Origin of the sequence: Bradyrhizobium sp. SZCCHNR3119 (assembly GCF_032487775.1) — a bacterium.
In the GTDB taxonomy this organism is placed as follows: Bacteria; Pseudomonadota; Alphaproteobacteria; order Rhizobiales; family Xanthobacteraceae; genus Bradyrhizobium.
Genome location: NZ_JAUEUV010000002.1, coordinates 547537 through 563389 on the forward strand (window position 1 = coordinate 547537; position 15853 = coordinate 563389).

Annotated in this window: 14 protein-coding genes and 1 pseudogene; 6 read left to right on the forward strand and 9 right to left on the reverse strand. The window is 63.4% G+C overall.

Features of this window, described 5'->3' with window-relative positions; genetic code table 11:
• Positions 1-1494 (forward strand): HWE histidine kinase domain-containing protein, encoded by a 1494-nt coding sequence (locus QX034_RS29770; RefSeq protein ID WP_316196340.1) that lies wholly within the window; start codon positions 1-3, stop codon positions 1492-1494.
• A gap of 115 nt (positions 1495-1609) precedes the next feature.
• Here QX034_RS29770 and QX034_RS29775 read toward each other — a convergent pair.
• Both QX034_RS29775 and QX034_RS29780 read right to left on the reverse strand, forming a co-directional pair.
• Positions 1610-2753, reverse strand: a pseudogene (locus QX034_RS29775) (molybdopterin-dependent oxidoreductase); the annotation flags it as partial.
• Positions 2754-3180: 427 nt separating this feature from the next.
• Positions 3181-3741, reverse strand: a complete 561-nt coding sequence (locus QX034_RS29780) for a type 1 glutamine amidotransferase domain-containing protein (RefSeq protein WP_315764806.1) — start codon at positions 3739-3741, stop codon at positions 3181-3183.
• 257 nt (positions 3742-3998) lie between these two features.
• On the opposite strand from QX034_RS29780, the gene QX034_RS29785 reads away from it, so the two are divergent.
• Positions 3999-4259 carry a hypothetical protein gene (locus QX034_RS29785; RefSeq protein WP_315747815.1) on the forward strand — a complete coding sequence of 87 codons (261 nt, stop codon included), beginning with the start codon at positions 3999-4001 and terminating at the stop codon, positions 4257-4259.
• A gap of 514 nt (positions 4260-4773) precedes the next feature.
• Here QX034_RS29785 and QX034_RS29790 read toward each other — a convergent pair.
• The 3 genes from QX034_RS29790 to QX034_RS29800 all read right to left on the reverse strand — a co-directional run bounded on the left by QX034_RS29790 (position 4774) and on the right by QX034_RS29800 (position 6199).
• Positions 4774-5520, reverse strand: coding sequence for a hypothetical protein (locus QX034_RS29790; protein WP_315764808.1), 747 nt, complete (start codon positions 5518-5520; stop codon positions 4774-4776).
• A gap of 261 nt (positions 5521-5781) precedes the next feature.
• On the reverse strand, positions 5782-5994 hold the full coding sequence (locus QX034_RS29795; protein ID WP_409977489.1) for a hypothetical protein: 213 nt from the start codon (positions 5992-5994) through the stop codon (positions 5782-5784).
• Positions 5972-6199 carry a hypothetical protein gene (locus QX034_RS29800; RefSeq protein ID WP_315703837.1) on the reverse strand — a complete coding sequence of 76 codons (228 nt, stop codon included), beginning with the start codon at positions 6197-6199 and terminating at the stop codon, positions 5972-5974. The genes QX034_RS29795 and QX034_RS29800 overlap by 23 nt, the downstream gene beginning before the upstream one ends.
• A 285-nt stretch (positions 6200-6484) precedes the next feature.
• Between QX034_RS29800 and QX034_RS29805 the strand changes: the two genes are divergently transcribed.
• The gene (locus QX034_RS29805) at positions 6485-6838 is read left to right on the forward strand and encodes a DUF6481 family protein (protein ID WP_315703836.1); all 354 of its coding nucleotides are present in this window, start codon (positions 6485-6487) and stop codon (positions 6836-6838) included.
• A gap of 539 nt (positions 6839-7377) precedes the next feature.
• Here QX034_RS29805 and QX034_RS29810 read toward each other — a convergent pair.
• On the reverse strand, positions 7378-7611 hold the full coding sequence (locus QX034_RS29810; RefSeq protein WP_315703835.1) for a pentapeptide MXKDX repeat protein: 234 nt from the start codon (positions 7609-7611) through the stop codon (positions 7378-7380).
• A 458-nt stretch (positions 7612-8069) separates the two neighbouring features.
• Between QX034_RS29810 and dctP the strand changes: the two genes are divergently transcribed.
• Genes dctP through QX034_RS29825 form a run of 3 tightly spaced genes read left to right on the forward strand, consistent with a single transcriptional unit; the run spans position 8070 to position 10992 of the window.
• Complete coding sequence (gene dctP, locus QX034_RS29815) at positions 8070-9092, forward strand: TRAP transporter substrate-binding protein DctP (protein WP_315703834.1); 1023 nt, start codon at positions 8070-8072, stop codon at positions 9090-9092.
• A complete protein-coding gene (locus tag QX034_RS29820) occupies positions 9089-9637 on the forward strand; it encodes a TRAP transporter small permease (RefSeq protein ID WP_315703833.1) in 549 nt (182 codons plus the stop codon). The genes dctP and QX034_RS29820 overlap by 4 nt, the downstream gene beginning before the upstream one ends.
• Positions 9634-10992 (forward strand): TRAP transporter large permease, encoded by a 1359-nt coding sequence (locus tag QX034_RS29825; protein ID WP_315703832.1) that lies wholly within the window; start codon positions 9634-9636, stop codon positions 10990-10992. The genes QX034_RS29820 and QX034_RS29825 overlap by 4 nt, the downstream gene beginning before the upstream one ends.
• A 58-nt stretch (positions 10993-11050) precedes the next feature.
• On the opposite strand, the gene QX034_RS29830 is transcribed toward QX034_RS29825, so the two are convergent.
• From QX034_RS29830 to QX034_RS29840, 3 genes are read right to left on the reverse strand one after another with little or no spacing between them, the layout of a single operon-like run.
• Positions 11051-11962, reverse strand: a complete 912-nt coding sequence (locus QX034_RS29830) for a hydroxymethylglutaryl-CoA lyase (RefSeq protein ID WP_315703831.1) — start codon at positions 11960-11962, stop codon at positions 11051-11053.
• 14 nt (positions 11963-11976) lie between these two features.
• Positions 11977-13980, reverse strand: a complete 2004-nt coding sequence (locus tag QX034_RS29835) for an acetyl-CoA carboxylase biotin carboxylase subunit (protein WP_315703830.1) — start codon at positions 13978-13980, stop codon at positions 11977-11979.
• A 2-nt stretch (positions 13981-13982) separates the two neighbouring features.
• Positions 13983-15590 (reverse strand): carboxyl transferase domain-containing protein, encoded by a 1608-nt coding sequence (locus tag QX034_RS29840; RefSeq protein ID WP_315703829.1) that lies wholly within the window; start codon positions 15588-15590, stop codon positions 13983-13985.
• Between the last annotated feature and the right edge of the window lie 263 nt (positions 15591-15853).

The window sequence follows — 15853 nt, forward strand, 5'->3', positions numbered from 1 at the left end:
ATGGAGCATGAAAAGATCAACATCCTTCTGGTCGACGACCAGCCAGCCAAGCTCTTGGCTTATGAAGTCATCCTGAAGGAACTCGGGGAAAAGCTCGTCGTCGCGACCTCCGGCCGCGAAGCGCTGGAGATATTGTTGAAGACCGAGATCGCGGTCATCCTGGTCGACGTGTGCATGCCCGAACTTGACGGCTTCGAGCTTGCCGCGATGATCCGGGAACATCCACGCTTCCAGAAGATCGCGATCATCTTCATATCGGCGATCCAGGTCAGCGACTTCGATCGCCTGCGCGGCTATGAGATGGGCGCGGTCGACTATGTGCCGGTTCCGGTGGTGCCGGAAGTGTTGCGCGCCAAGATCAAGGTGTTCGCGGAGCTCTATCGCAAGACCCGGCAATTGGAGCGTCTCAACGCCGAGCTCGAGGACCGTGTGCGCGCGCGCACGGCCGAGCTCGAACGTTCGACGGCACAGCTCGTCGAAAGCGAGCAACGGCGCAGCATGGCGATAGCGGCCGGAAAGATGGGCTCGTGGGACTGGGACGGCGTCAACGGCGACTGGATGTGGGACGATGGTCAGTATCGCATCTTCGGCGTTGACCCCCACAGCTTCGAAGTCAACTCGACGAACATCATGGCGCTCTGCCACCCGGAAGATTCCGTGCGCCTGCAGGACATGATTGCCGATTTCTCCAAGGGGACCAAGTCATTCGAAGCGGAGTTTCGAATCAAACGGCCGGACGGCGAGCAGCGCTGGTGCGTGGCGACGGCCGCAGCGACCACCGACACGGCAGGTCGGGTCCTGCGCGTCAGCGGGGTCACCGTCGATATCACCGATCGGAAGAACGCCGAGGAGCGCCAGATGCTCCTGACGCGGGAAGTCGACCATCGCGCCAAAAACGCGTTGGCGTTGGCACAGTCGATCGTCCGCCTGACCCGCGCTGAGGACGTCCAGGCCTATGTCCGGGCCGTCGAAGGCCGCATCAGCGCGCTGGCGCGCGTCCACACCATTCTGTCGCTGTCCAGTTGGCAAGGTGCTGAAATCGGCCGGCTGGTGGCGGAAGAAGTTGCTCCCTACGCGAACGGCGGGCAGATATCGTCTTCGGGAGAGGAGCTGCAACTGCAGCCGGCCACCGCGCAGACGCTTGCGCTCGCCCTGCATGAGCTCGTCACCAACTCGGCGAAATATGGCGCGCTCTCGGTGCTGTCCGGGCAGATCTCCGTGAGCTGGAGCGTCGAAGATGACCGCCTCGATCTGGTCTGGGTGGAGACCGGCGGCCCCCTGGTGCACGTGCCGACCTCGCGCGGCTTTGGCACGCGCAGCCTGATGGCGAGCGTCGAGAGCCAGCTCGGCGGCCAAGCCGTGTTCGATTGGCGGCCGGAGGGGCTGATCTGCCGCTTGCTCGTGCCGATTGCGCGCACAGCGACGGGCACGGATGGCCACGCCACGCATGCCGGCGTGGCGGCTGTGGCGTCACTGCAGCGCGCTGTCGGCTAGAGCGGTTTGCGATCGGGTTGAATCGCGAGGGATTCCCAAATCGGTTCGGCTCTGATTCAATTTGCTTGCAGCAACGGAGGCAGGCAAAGAATGGCAGGATCGTGCTCGGTCGATCTTTGACCGTCTCGACCCCGTGCCGATGCTGGGTGATGCCCATGCCGTAATTGGCGATCACCGCGTGAGCCTTGGCGTAGACTTTTGCCGCCTCGAGGATTTCGGACCGGCGCAATCCGCACGCGCGCTCGATCTCGCTCCATGACGCCTGGCGGCAATAATTGGCGAATTCATCGAAACCCGACGTGTGCTGTTCGATGAACATCACGTCGAGCACGCGTGGGCTCTTGGTGGCAAGTGCCGTATCGTCGGCTTCGATCACGGCCTTGCAGAGACCGAGCAGGGCCGCACCATCGCCGCCAATGCGCAGCTGATGATATTGCGTACTGATCCGCGTCCCGCCTGTCACCAGCATCTCAACCGGGTTCTGCGGATTGGTGAACCGCTCGAGGCCCCGTTCGCGCAATGGATTGAACGTGATGATGGGGACGCCCCGCTTCGCCGCCTCCTCCAGCGGGTGCAGCATGCGCGGCGAATTGGTCGTCGTGTTCTGGCCGAAGAACAGGATGCAGTCGGCCTTCTCGTAATCCGGCAGCAGTACGGTGCCGACGGGAACGCCGATCACCTCCGGCAAAGCGACTGAGGTGGACTCAGTGGCACATGTTCGAGCTGTCGGGGAAATTGTTGGTCCCGTACATGCGTCCGAACAGCTGATACATGTAGCTGGCTTCGAGCGAGGCCCTTCCCGACGTGTACATCACGACCGAACGTGGATCGAGCCGCTTCAGCTCGACACCGATATCGCGAAAGGCCTGCTCCCAGACCGCCGCAACGTAGCGGTCCGATCCCGGATCGCAGCGCATCGGATGGGTCAGGCGCCCCTGCTCTTCCAACTGGTGATCGGACCACGTTCTTAATTTGCTCAGCGTATGCGAGGCGAAGAACTCCGGCCCGACGGTCTTTCGGGTGATCTCCCACGCCGTCGCCTTGGCGCCGTTCTCGCAGAATTCGAACGGACGAGGTTTCGCCGGCTTGGCCCATGAGCAGCTCACGCACATGAATCCGTCCGGCTTGTTCTGCTTGAGCAGGATCTCGCTGCCGAGCAGCGCAACCTCCTCCTGGGTCAGAATGCTGGCGACCGCATGCAGCGAGCCCCAGCCACCGGCCGGTGCATCATACTGCTCGACCTTTGCTTTCCGTCTCATGGCGGGATCTCCGGCGAATAAGGCGGGCAACCAATGAGAGGAATGGAAGTTCCGGAATCGCACGGAACGCTTCCGTGCCGCACGCTTCGTGTGGGACGGGAGTCGGCGATGCGCGCCGAGTTGACCTTGCTCGTTGACCTGGCACAGCGGCCCGCCGGGCGATCTGCCCAAAGAGCCAGCCCTGGCTTTATAGGATTCGATCTATCGCTCTCGGAATGAGCAGCAGATCAAGCGGCATGACAATCGCGGCACCACATTAGGAACATTCGACGCCGCGGAGCGTCTTCTCTCCGCTCCCGGCAGCATTCCCCCATCACGTCGGGAGCACTCCGTGTGGAATGCGGCCCCGGCGTTCGGCCCCATCGAGCGCCGGGGCCGTTGACGTTGCTCTGAGGTTGGACCGCCAAGCCCAGCCCCTGCCTGACCGTCAAGCAGCGCTCCGCTGCAGGTGGCGCCCTTCCTTGACCTCCTCGATGATCTTGGCGCTGAATGCCTCGAGGTCACCGGGATAGCGCGAGGTGATCACGCCCTGATCGACCACCACCTCAGCCTCCACCCAGGTGGCACCGGCGTTCACGACGTCGGTCTTGATCGACTTGTAGGAGGTCATCTTGCGGCCCTTGGCAATCCCGGTTTCGATCAGCAACCACGGCGCATGGCAGACTGCCGCGACGATTTTCTTCGCCTCGAAAATATCCTTGATGAACTTCAGTGCCCTTGGCTCGACGCGCAGCAGGTCTGGGTTGATCTGTCCACCCGGCAGCACGACCGCGTCGTAATCTGACGCCGATGCTTGTTCGAGGGTCCTGTCCACCTTGACCGGTCGGCCCCAATCCTTCTGGTCCCAGCCCTTGATCTCTCCGCCGACCGGCGAGACGATCTCCACGGTCGCACCGGCCTGTCTCAAGCGGTCGCGCGGCACTTCCAACTCGGACTGCTCAAATCCGTTGGTGGCCAAAATCGCGATCTTCTTTCCTGACAAATCCATCGCATGCTCCCTCGATGACCTGGATAGCGGTCAATGAGGCCACGCCGGCATCGTTCCCCGCTCCGGGTTTCTGATGCTCTCTGGCCGCCTCACAATTCATAGAGCTGCCCGTTCATCACTGGGAACACCGCCGGTCCAGAGTCGTTGACGACCGGCACGGGCCTTCCCCGTGTGCGGCGGAACGTACGATGGACCGCTGCGGATGCTGCGATCCGGAGTGTGTGGTGCCCTACGCTCTGTTCGAAAACGATGAAAGATTGACGCGCCCGTTTCGGACCGAACGAGAGGTCTGGGAAGCGGCGGAGCGTGCGGATCTCATCACGCTCGGTACGCACGGCGAAAAGATCCTGGACAATGATTTCGAGATCAAAGCCTGCGAGGCGGCGCCGGACGAGCTTGCGGCGCCTCACCAGGAGATCGTCTTCACCAAGAGCGAGCCGGAGGATGCGGGGAGGAGCGGTCCTCCAGAGCCGAGGCCGCTTCCGTCTCAGACCAAAACGCGGGAGGCATCATCCTGAAAATGCGGTGTGGTGTTCGTCACGCGCGCATAACGTCCGGTCGGCGACAGACACTGCACAGCCCGAATCATTGTTGAGCAATTCGTTGCTCCCACCGGCGCCGGTCCGGCTCGACCGAGACACACCGCGTGATACCTCAAGTGCGGTTCGATCGCGAATCCGAGCTACCTCGTGGCAGCTGGACCGGAACATGAGGCGACGTGCTCACCACCCGCCAACTCCCGTCCCGAGCGCTCCGGCTTCTTAGCGTTTCCAGCACCAAGATGAATTTTTCCGCAAGCATGGCCGCCATCCAAACCACTGGCGCACTTCGCTTTTGACGTCGAAGGGCGCGTGACTGCTTGGAGAGGCTGATCGGCCTTTGTTTCAGCACGATGTCGTTCGCCGCCCAAATTGGTTTCGTGGGGCTTTCCGGTCGTCCTTTCGTCTGCCGCCACGTGCTGTCACGAAAAAGCCGAGGCGCGGAGCACCCCGGCTTCTGACAAAGTCGCCTTGAGAGATGGCGGTCCCGGCCTCAATCGCAGGAGCGCGGATCGACCGCAACGTACTCACCGGATGGATAACGATAATAGCAGCCTCCCTGCGAGAGGTAGTAGCCGGGACGCGACGCCGCCGTCGCCCCGACAAGGGCGCCGGTCGCGCCGCCAACCACCGCGCCGGCCGCGGCCCCGCTAGCGCGTCCCGTCAGCAGGCCGCCGAGCACGCCACCGACAATCGCGCCGCCAAGCGCGCTGGCGCCGGGATCCGCGGGAGGCGGAGGCGGAGCCGGTTCGTAGGCGACCGGCGGCGGCGCATAGGCCGGCGCTGGGGCATAGACGATGTCGTCGGCATAATCCTCGGAGACGTAGGTCGGCGGCCCCTCCAAGCGCTCTGGATAGTAGTACCAGACCCCGCCGACATCCCACCACCAGCCGTCCCGGCCATCATGGACTTCGTGGCGCCAGCGCCCACCTTCCCAGCCGAGGCGGCCCCGATACGGATGTCCGCCGAAGTCACGGGCCACGACGGCGCCGCGGGCGAAGCGGGCGTCCGGCCCGCGGCCGGCCACAGGCCCGGTCGGGTGCGGGCCGACCTGCCGCGGGCCGGCGGCATGACCGGCAGCGGGACCAGGCCCGGACGGGCGTGCTGCCGGCGCCGGCGCGCCCCGCGGGACCGGATGGCCTCCCGGGCCGTTTTGCTCCTGCGCCTGCGCGGACAGCGAAAATGCCGTCACAAGCGACATCACAGGCAGCAACGTTCTTATTCGGTTGAATGCCCTCATTCTCGCCTTCCTCGCTCGCCTATCCCTTGCACTGGCCGCGGCAACGCCTTGAGAACTGCGATCTGTCGAGATCGCATGAAGCGAAGCACCTGCCGGCCACCGTCCCGACAGATCGGCAAGATCACGCCGATTTTGCGGCGAATCCCGCAGCCCGATCTCAACTTCACGCGCTATGTCCATGATTTGCTTAGCGGCTTACGGAAACAATCCGCCTCATCTCCGCCACAATAGAGCGGGCTCGCTGTCCTGATCGGGCGGACTTCAGCGGGCCGGCTCGATCACATTGCAATTGGTTCGGCCGGACATCAGGCAGTCCTGCATCTTGCTCGCGGCCGTCAGGTCGTGCGCCAGCCAAAGGCCGAAAGCGAGCATCGCGGCGGCAATAAGCAGCCCGGCGATCGCGCCTCGCCTGCCATTGTCGGCGTTCGGATCACTCAAGGAAGGCTCCTGGTCAGACGCCGCGTAAACCGACATGCGCCTTGGTCGGCACCGCCGGCCCAACATAGGTGCAGGTGGTCAGCCATATCAACTGCTGGCACTGCCAATCGACACCGAGGACCCGGCTTGCGACCGACGTCGGCTGCGTCACGACAGTTGCCATCACGCTGGCGCTGGCGGCGACGATCGCGATCGCGACGGCAAGCGCCAGCCTTATGCGCCTCGACGACAATGAGGTCATGCCCGGTGGCTCCTTTGGAAGCGCAAAACGGCGCCTGCTGCCCTGAATTTGTGATTTCAACCACAACCGGCCGATCCGGCTCACCGTGGGCAGCTAAAATGGAGATCGCATTACGGGCTGCAATGGCGATAAACCAATTGTCATCTGGGTATGCGATCCTGTACACACTGGCTCCCGTCGCGCCCTCATGCTTGATCAAGAGATCGCTGAACGGCGAATCGACGGTGACGCCCAACCACCGATCCCACAAGCAACCCAAACAGCCACGCGAAGCGACCACATTCGATGAGAGGATTTAAGGAACCCGGATTTGCCGACCGGCAAAAGGCGGCCCAAGACGCGCGCAAGTCGATCTTGGAGAAATTCCGCGCCCAGCCCAAGCCGGACGATCCGGAAATGGTGAAGCGTCGCCTCGAGCGGGAAGCCGTGGCAGCACGGCGCGAAGAGGCACGTTTGGCGCGCGAAGCGGCCAAGGCTGAACAGAAGCGGCTCGAGGAAGAGGCCAAAGCGGCCGAAGCTGCCCGATTGGCCCGCGAGGCGGAAGAAGCTGCCGCGCGCCAGGCTGAGATCGAGGCCGAACAGAAGGCAAAACGCGACGCACGTTACGCTGCGCGCAAGGCACGCGGCAAGAAGCGATAGAGACAACGCAAGGCGGGCGGGGCTCGGCGGTCCGACCTCGTCCTGACGAACTTGCGCATCGTCTGACAGCGTCAATTGTCTGACGCCGTGAATCGCGTCAAGGCACGATGCATTGCCAGGTCCGCGATCTGCGGCCGTATCAGCGAGCGCACACCGGATTTGCTGGGGCGCGCTCGCGATGCATTACCTGCAATGAGCCCAGCGACGGCCAGGCTCGCCGCAGGCATGGCCCCTGCCCGCCTCCACGGAGCGCATGCGATCAATTGAAGCACCACCGCCCGTGAGGGTCCTTGGTTGAGCATCGTCTCCGCGCCAACGCGATCGGCGTGTGTCACGCGGGACAGCCGCCACAAACTCCGTATCTTGCTCCAGCTCGTATCGTGCTCCAGTGCCCACGCGCCGAAGTCCGCGCGCATCGCCGCGACACTCTACGGAGTTCGAACAGTCATGGGCACCGGGAAACCATCCCAGTACCGCTTCTCGATCTGAAGTCCGTGAATTTCGCCGCGAGTGACTCACGGACTTCAATATCTGCGGCACTAGTTCTTCTTCATCATGCCGTCGTCTTTCTTCATGCTGTCCTTGGACATGGCATCTCCCTTCTTCATGCCGTCCTTCGACATGGCGTCTTTCTTCATGCCATCGTGCATTGTGTCCTTCTTCATCTCGTCCTTGCCCATTTTGTCCTCGGCAAAAGCGACCGGCGCCAGCGCGACGTTCAGCGAGAAGGCAATTGCGGAAATTCCAAGCAAGATACGGGTCCGGGTGGTCATGATGATCCTTCCTTAGGAGTGGTTTCGCCAGCGACGCGATGTCGCTCGTGTTCTCGACGTTTCCCCACTGGACTTTGTTACGTGCTTCGGAGATTTTTCGATCGGTGTCACTCCGACACTTTTGAGCGCGGTGTTTGGAATTCCTGAATGACGACACAATTTCGCCCGTGAAGAGCATGTTAGTGTGGTTCAGAAATTCGCTTCTCACGTCCCCGCGCATCCGAAGTTCGCTTAAGGGAAATCGCCGCGAAACTGCGCGAAGCTCGGATTCAGGACACTTAGGACGGGTCGCGTCCCGGGATAGATCGGCCAGAGTGCACCGCAACAAATCTCACCTCTTGCAGTTCAGGCCCGAATGGTCTGAGTCATTGACCAGACGTGTTTCGGCAGGACCGGTGAGAGTCTCTTAACCACCGGCTTAGCCGGAACACCAATCAGAAGTTGTCCAGAGGAAGACCATGCTCTCTCGTCGCCACGTCATCGCATCCGCCCTCGCCGCACCCGCCGTCCTGCGTTTTGGAGTTGGCACAGCTCAAGCGGCGACCACCTTGAAAATCTCCCATCAGTTTCCCGGTGGCACGATCGACGCTGGCGATTTCCGCGATCGTCTGTGCCGGATGTTCGCCGCGGAAGTCGCCAAGCGCTCCGGCGGCGACCTCGTCGCGGAAATCTATCCGAACTCGTCGCTGGTCAAGACCGTCGCGCAGTTCTCCGCGATGCGTAAGGGCGCGCTCGATATCAGCCTCTACCCGATGCCGTATGCGGGGGGCGAGGTACCGGAGACCAATATCGCGCTGATGCCGGGCCTGGTCACCACCTACGATCAGGGCGCGCGCTGGAAGACCTCGCCAGTCGGCAAGGCGATGACCGACTTCATGGCCGACAAGGGCATCATCCTGCTCAGCTGGATCTGGCAGGCCGGCGGTGTCGCCAGCCGTACGCGCGCGCTGGTTGCGCCTGAGGACGCCAAAGGCATGAAGGTCCGCGGCGGCTCACGCGAGATGGACATGGTGCTGCAGACCGCCGGCGCCTCGGTGCTCTCGGTGCCTTCCAATGAAATCTACACCGCGATGCAGACGGGCGCCTGCGACGCCGGCATCACCTCATCGACCAGCCTGATCTCGTTCCGGCTGGAGGAAGTCTCGAAATTCCTGACCTCCGGTGCGAAAGCGTCCTACTGGTTCATGCTCGAGCCGCTCATGATGTCGAAGGCGATCTTCGACAAGCTCCCGAAGAACCACCAGGACATCATCCTCGCCGTCGGCGCCGAGCTCGAGGACTTTGGCCGCAAGGGTGCGCAAGCCGACGACGTCGAGGTCACGAAGGTCTACGAAAAGGCCGGCGCCAAGGTCGTGGAGCTCGATCTCGAAACGGTCAACAAGTGGCGCGATATTGCCCGTGACACCGCTTGGAAGGATTATGGCGCGCGGACCGCGACAGCCGGCAAATTGTTGAAGCTCGCCTCCGACGTTGCAGCATGATGCACGGTCCGTCTCCGGATCGCGAGATCACTCAGCAGATTCCCGCTGGCGGTCCGCTGGCGGGAGTCGAACGGGGCCTCGCGTTCGTCAATCGCATCATCGTCGTGCTCGCGGCAGTTGCGCTTGTCGCAGCCTGCGTCATCCTGAGCTATAGCGTGATCGGCCGCGCCCTGTTCAGGGCCGCTAATTATTGGCAGGACGAAGCGGCAGTGTTCCTGCTGGTCGGCGCCACTTTCATGACCTCGGCCTATGTGCAGGAGCATCGCGGTCACGTCAGCATCGAAGCCTTCGTCGGGCTGATGTCGCCCTTCGCGAATCGGATCCGGCTCTGGCTTGTCGACGTCGTGAGCTTTCTGTTCTGCGCATTCTTCACCTGGAAATCCTGGACCTTGACCAACGAGGCCTGGGAAGACGGCCAGGTCTCCAACTCGATGTGGTCGCCCCCCCTTGCAATTCCCTACTTTCTCATGGCCTCTGGAATGACCCTGCTCTGCCTGCAGATCCTGCTGCAGATCGTAAAGCCCCTGACCGGAGCGCGCCGATGAGCGTGTTTGGAATCGGGCTGTCCTACGGAGTGGCAACGCTGGTTGCGATGTTCTCCGGCATGCCGATCGCCTTTGCGCTCGGCGCGGTCGCCGTCGTGTTCATGGCCATCTACATGCCCACCGCCTCGCTGGATACGGTGACGCAGAATGTCTACGAGGAGATGGCCTCGATCACGCTGCTGTCCATCCCGCTCTTCATTCTGAAGGGGGCGGCGATCGGCCGCTCGCGGGCTGGCCAGGATCTCTATTCCGCGCTGCATGCCTGGCTGCACCGCGTGCCCGGTGGGCTCGGCGTCGCCAACGTCTTCGCCTGCGCGCTGTTCGCTGCCATGGCGGGCTCGTCACCGGCGACCTGCTCTGCGATCGGCTCGGCCGGCATCCCCGAAATGCGCAAGCGCGGCTATTCGGGCGGCTTCGCGGCCGGGATCATCGCAGCCGGCGGGACGCTCGGGATCCTGCTGCCGCCCTCGATCACGATGATCCTGTTTGCGATCGCTGCCGAGAAGTCGCTGGGCCGGCTGTTCCTCGCCGGCATCGGACCGGGCCTGCTGCTGGTGCTGCTGTTCGGCGGCTATGCCGTGATCCGTTTCCGCCAGGAGTATGCCGCCGCCAAGCTTGCTTACGAGAAAGCGGGCACCTGGTCCCCGATCCTGGCCGAGGACGATTTCACCCTCGCCCAGCGCTTTTCGGTGCTGCCGCGCGTGATCCCGTTCGTGCTGTTGCTGACCGGCGTCATGGTTGCGCTCTATGGCGGCTTTGCCACGCCGTCGGAGACGGCGGGACTCGGCGGCATTCTGGCCCTGGTTCTGATCGCGCTGATCTACAGCGTGTGGCGGCCGACCGATCTTGCCCCGATCATGAAGGCGACCCTGCGGGAATCGACCATGCTGATGCTGATCATCGGCATGTCGCTGCTCTATTCCTACGTGATGAGCTATCTGCACATCTCGCAATCGGCAGCCGAATCCATTGTCGCCATGCAGTTGCCGCGCTGGGGCCTATTGGCGGCGATCCTGCTGATGGTGATCGTGCTCGGCTTCTTCCTGCCGCCGGTGTCGATCATTCTGATGACGGCCCCGATCATTCTGCCACCGCTGCGGGCAGCCAATTTCGACATCATCTGGTTCGGCGTTGTGATGACGATCGTGATGGAGATGGGCCTCATCCATCCGCCGGTCGGCCTCAACATCTTCGTGATCAGGAATGTCGCGCCTGATATCCCCTTGAGCCAGGTGATCTGGGGCACACTGCCCTTCGTGCTGCTGATGATGGGCGCAGTGCTGCTGCTCTGCTTCGTCCCACAGATCTCGACCCTGCTGCCGGACCTCGTGATGGGACCAGATCTCAGCCGCTGACACGGCCGAGATTGCAAGTCGCGCACGGGAGTAGCGAATAGGGACCATCCCCTATTTGCTACTCCCTAGTCGCCCTCTTGGCTTTTGCATTGAGCGCGTTCGCCACGCGGCTCGCGGGCGGGCGGCCGATCAATCGGCTGATCTCGTTGGTGGCGGCCAGCAGTTTTGCCATATCGACGCCGGTCCGGATGCCCATGCCTTCGAGCATGTAAACCACGTCCTCCGTCGCGACATTGCCGGTTGCGCCCGGCGCGAACGGACAACCCCCGAGGCCACCGGCCGCGGCGTCGATCACGCGCACCCCCTCTTCCATGCCGGCATAGAGATTGGCCAGCGCTTGGCCATAGGTGTCATGGAAATGCATCGCAAGATGCGCTGATGGCACATCGCCGCCGACAGCGCGCAACATCTCGCGCGCTTTGCGCGGCGTGCCGACACCGATGGTGTCTCCGAGCGAAATCTCGTAGCAGCCGAGCTCCCACAGGACCTTCGCAACGTCGACGACCGCCTGCGGCTTGATCTCGCCCTCATAGGGACAGCCGAGCACACAGGAGACGTAGCCGCGCACCTTGATGCCGTCGGCCTTGGCGTGGGCGATCACCGGCTTGAAGCGCTCGAGCGATTCGGCGACCGAGCAGTTGATATTCGCGCGTGAAAAGCTCTCGGAAGCCGCTGCGAATACCGAAACGACCCTGGCGCCGGCCGCCCGCGCCGCCTCATAGCCCTTCACGTTCGGCACCAACACATGGAACTCGCCGGGCAGCTGAGCCACCGCGCGCATCACCTCGTCCGAGCCAACCATCTGCGGGATCGCCTTGGGCGACACGAAGGCGCCGACTTCGACCGTCGTCAGGCCGGCGTCCACCAGCGCGCGCACGAAGGCAATGCGGTCAGCGACGCTGAGGGGGGTCTTTTCGTTCTGCAGACCGTCGCGCGGACCCATTTCAATGATCCGGACTCTGTCGCTCATGACGGCCTCCCTGATTAGGATGACGGCTCGACGTCTGCGAGCTCAGCGCCTTCCTGCACGATGTCGCCGACCTTGCATTTGATGGCTTTGAGAACGCCGGCGAACGGCGCCCGCAAGGTCTGCTCCATCTTCATGACTTCCAAGGTCAGGATCGCGGCGCCCTTTTCCAGCGTGGCCCCCTCCTGCGCAAGCAGGGCGACCACGGTGCCCGGCAGCGGCGCGACGATCTTATCCTCGCCGGTCTGCTCCTCGGTATCGCCACCGAAGGCATCGATCCAATGCAGTTCGAACCGGCCGTTGCGGGTGCGCAAGTAGAGCTCGTGACCTTCGATGGCGGCGGCGACATAGGACTTCAGCCCGTCGAGCACAAGGTCGAAACCGCCACCATCCGTCGTCGAAAATGCGAGCACAAATTCGCGTTCGCCGACCGTGAGCGTCGACGGGCCGCGCCCATAAGCGAGCGTCACCGCGTACTCGCCGCCTTGCCGCTCCCGGAAGGCGAACACACGCCGCCGGCGGCCGACCGGCATCCAGCCGTCGCTGCACCATGGCGAGGACGCCTGATGCGCCGCTGCTCTCTGCTCCTCGACGAGGATAGCGGCCACCGCCGCGCAAAGCTCGAGATTACCGACAGTTGCGCTCGACCCGGTAAGCGCCGGCAATTCACGCTCGATGAAGCCGGTATCGATGGCATTGGCGCGCACACTCGCATGCGTCACGAGCGCCGACAGGAACGGAATGTTGGTGATGACACCCCGGACATCCGTCTGCTCGAGACCACGATCGAGCCGGTCGATGGCCGCCTCACGCGTCGGCGCCCACGCGATCACCTTCGCCAGCATGGCGTCGTAGTACGGCGAGACGGTATCGCCTTCGCGATAGCCTGCATCGATACGAAGGCCAAAAGTCTCCTCCGGCAAGCGCCAGGTCTTGATCGTGCCGACCGACGGCATGAAGTTCTTGGCCGGATTTTCGGCGTAGACCCGCACCTCGATGGCGTGGCCGTTCAGCCTGATCTGGTCTTGCTTGAGCGGCAGCTCCTCGCCGAACGCGACGCGCAACTGCCACTCGACGAGGTCGATGCCGGTGATCAGTTCGCTCACGGGGTGTTCGACCTGCAGGCGCGTGTTCATTTCGATGAAGAACACATCCTTGCCGTCGGAGACGAACTCGATCGTGCCCGCACCGACATAGGCGACCGCCGCAGCTGCCCGGCGCGCCGCCGCGCAGACCGTATCGCGCTGCACGGCATCGAGGGTCGGCGACGGGGCCTCCTCCACCACCTTCTGGTGCCGGCGCTGCAAGGTGCATTCACGCTCGAACAGAGAGACCAGATTGCCATGGCTGTCGCCGATGATCTGCACCTCGATGTGGCGCGGGTTGTCGACGAATTTCTCGATCAGCAAGCGGTCGTCTCCGAACGCCGCCTTGGCCTCACGCTTGGCGCTGGCGATTGCGGCCGCGAGCTCGCCGGCCGAATGCACCACCCGCATGCCGCGTCCACCGCCGCCGGCCGACGCCTTCACCAGGACGGGAAAGCCGATCCGCGCCGCCTGGTCCGCGAGCGTTGTCTCGTCCTGGGCTTCACCATGATAGCCCGGCACCAGCGGCACGCCGGCCTGTTCCATCAGCAACTTGGAGCCCGATTTCGAACCCATCGCCCTGATCATGTCAGGCGTCGGTCCGACGAAGATAAGGCCGGCATCGAGACAGGCCTGCGCGAATTCCGCGCTCTCCGACAAGAAGCCGTAGCCGGGATGAACGGCTTCAGCCCCGGTCTGCCGCGCGGCTTCGATCAGCCGCTCGACATTGAGGTAGCTGTCACGCGCCCGCGCCGGCCCGAGCAGCACGGCCTCATCGGCCAAGGCGACGTGCATCGCGTTGCGATCGGCTTCGGAATAGACCGCAACGGTCCTGAGGCCCATCGCACGCGCGGTCTTGATCACGCGCACGGCGATCTCGCCGCGATTGGCAATCAGAAGCTTGCGAAAACGTCGATACGATCCGGGATTGACCATCTTCACATCCTGAACAGGCCGAACTTGGTCGGCTCGATCGGCGCGTTCGCGGCGGCGGACAGCCCAAGTCCGAGCACCAGGCGGGTGTCGGCCGGATCGATCACGCCGTCATCCCATAGCCGCGCGGTCGCGTAATAGGGATTGCCCTGGCTTTCATATTGCGCCCGGATCGGCGCGCGGAATTTCTCTTCCTCCTCGACCGGCCAGTTCTCGCCCTTGGCCTCGATGTTGTCGCGGCGGACCTGGCTCAGCACCATTGCCGCCTGCTCGCCGCCCATGACCGAGATCCGCGCGTTCGGCCACATCCATAGAAAGCGCGGCGAATAGGCTCTGCCGCACATGCCGTAATTGCCGGCGCCGTAGGAGCCGCCGATCACGACCGTGAATTTCGGCACGGACGCGGTTGCGACGGCCGTGACCAGCTTGGCGCCGTCACGCGCGATGCCGCCGGCCTCGTATTTCTTGCCGACCATGAAGCCGGTGATGTTCTGCAGGAACACCAGAGGAATGCCACGCTGGCAGCACAGCTCGATGAAATGCGCGCCCTTCAGCGAGCTCTCGCTGAACAGGATGCCGTTATTGGCGATGATGCCGACCGGATAACCCCAGATATGAGCGAAGCCGCACACCAGCGTCTGGCCATACAGCTTCTTGAACTCGTCGAACTCGGAACCATCGACCACGCGCGTGATGATATCGCGCACATCGAACGGCTTGCGGCCGTCGACCGGCACCACCCCATAGATTTCCTCGGCCGCGAACAAGGGCTCGCGAACCTCGCGCATGTTGAGCGCGACACGCGCAGCCGGCGGCTTCAGGGTGGAGACAATCCGCCGGGCGATCCCGATCGCATGGGCATCGTTCTGCGCGTAGTGATCGGTGACGCCGGACTGGCGCGAATGCACATCGGCGCCGCCGAGCTCCTCGGCGCTGACCACCTCGCCTGTAGCGGCCTTCACCAGTGGCGGGCCGCCGAGGAAGATCGTGCCTTGGTTGCGCACGATGATACTCTCGTCCGACATCGCCGGCACATAAGCCCCGCCCGCGGTGCAGGAGCCCATCACGATCGCAATCTGCGGGATGGCTTGCGCCGACATCTGCGCCTGGTTGTAGAAGATGCGGCCGAAATGGCGCTCGTCGGGGAATATCTCGTCCTGCAGCGGCAGGAAGGCGCCCCCGGAATCCACCATGTAGACGCAGGGCAGATTGTTCTGCCGCGCGATGTCCTGCGCGCGCAGGTGCTTCTTCACCGTCATCGGGTAGTAGGTGCCGCCCTTGATGGTGGCATCGTTGGCGACGACGACGCATTCCCGCCCCGCGATCCGCCCGACGCCTGTGACGATGCTGGCCGAATGCACATCGCCGCCATACAGGCCGTAGGCCGCGAGCGGCGACAGTTCGAGAAAGGCGGTGCCAGGGTCCAGCAGCAGATCGACGCGCTGGCGCGCCAGCATCTTGCCACGGGCAAGGTGCCGGTTGCGCGACGCCTCGCCGCCGCCGTCCGCCACCTGGTCGAGCTTGGCGCGGAGATCGGCAACCAGCGTGCGCATCGCGTCCGCATTGCGCGCAAAATCGGCGGACGCCGGATCAATCGTGGAATGAAGTGTCATCACCGGCGCCTTTAGCGAGGGTGGAAAAGTAGCGAGGGAGGAAAGCCACCTGAACCCAGTCCAGGCGAGCCCGGATCCGAGCCCGGCCGCAACACAGCCGGGTCTATCATCTTTACGCCCACGCTGTCCCTCCCTCGCCCTGTGGCTCCGACTTGGCGCTCGCCACTATTTCTCCCAAGGAATTAAACGATCATACGTTTTTTTAATTCAGGCTCAAGCAATAGTTTCGTTTGGCCGCAGTCAGCTAGTCCATTGAAACTATG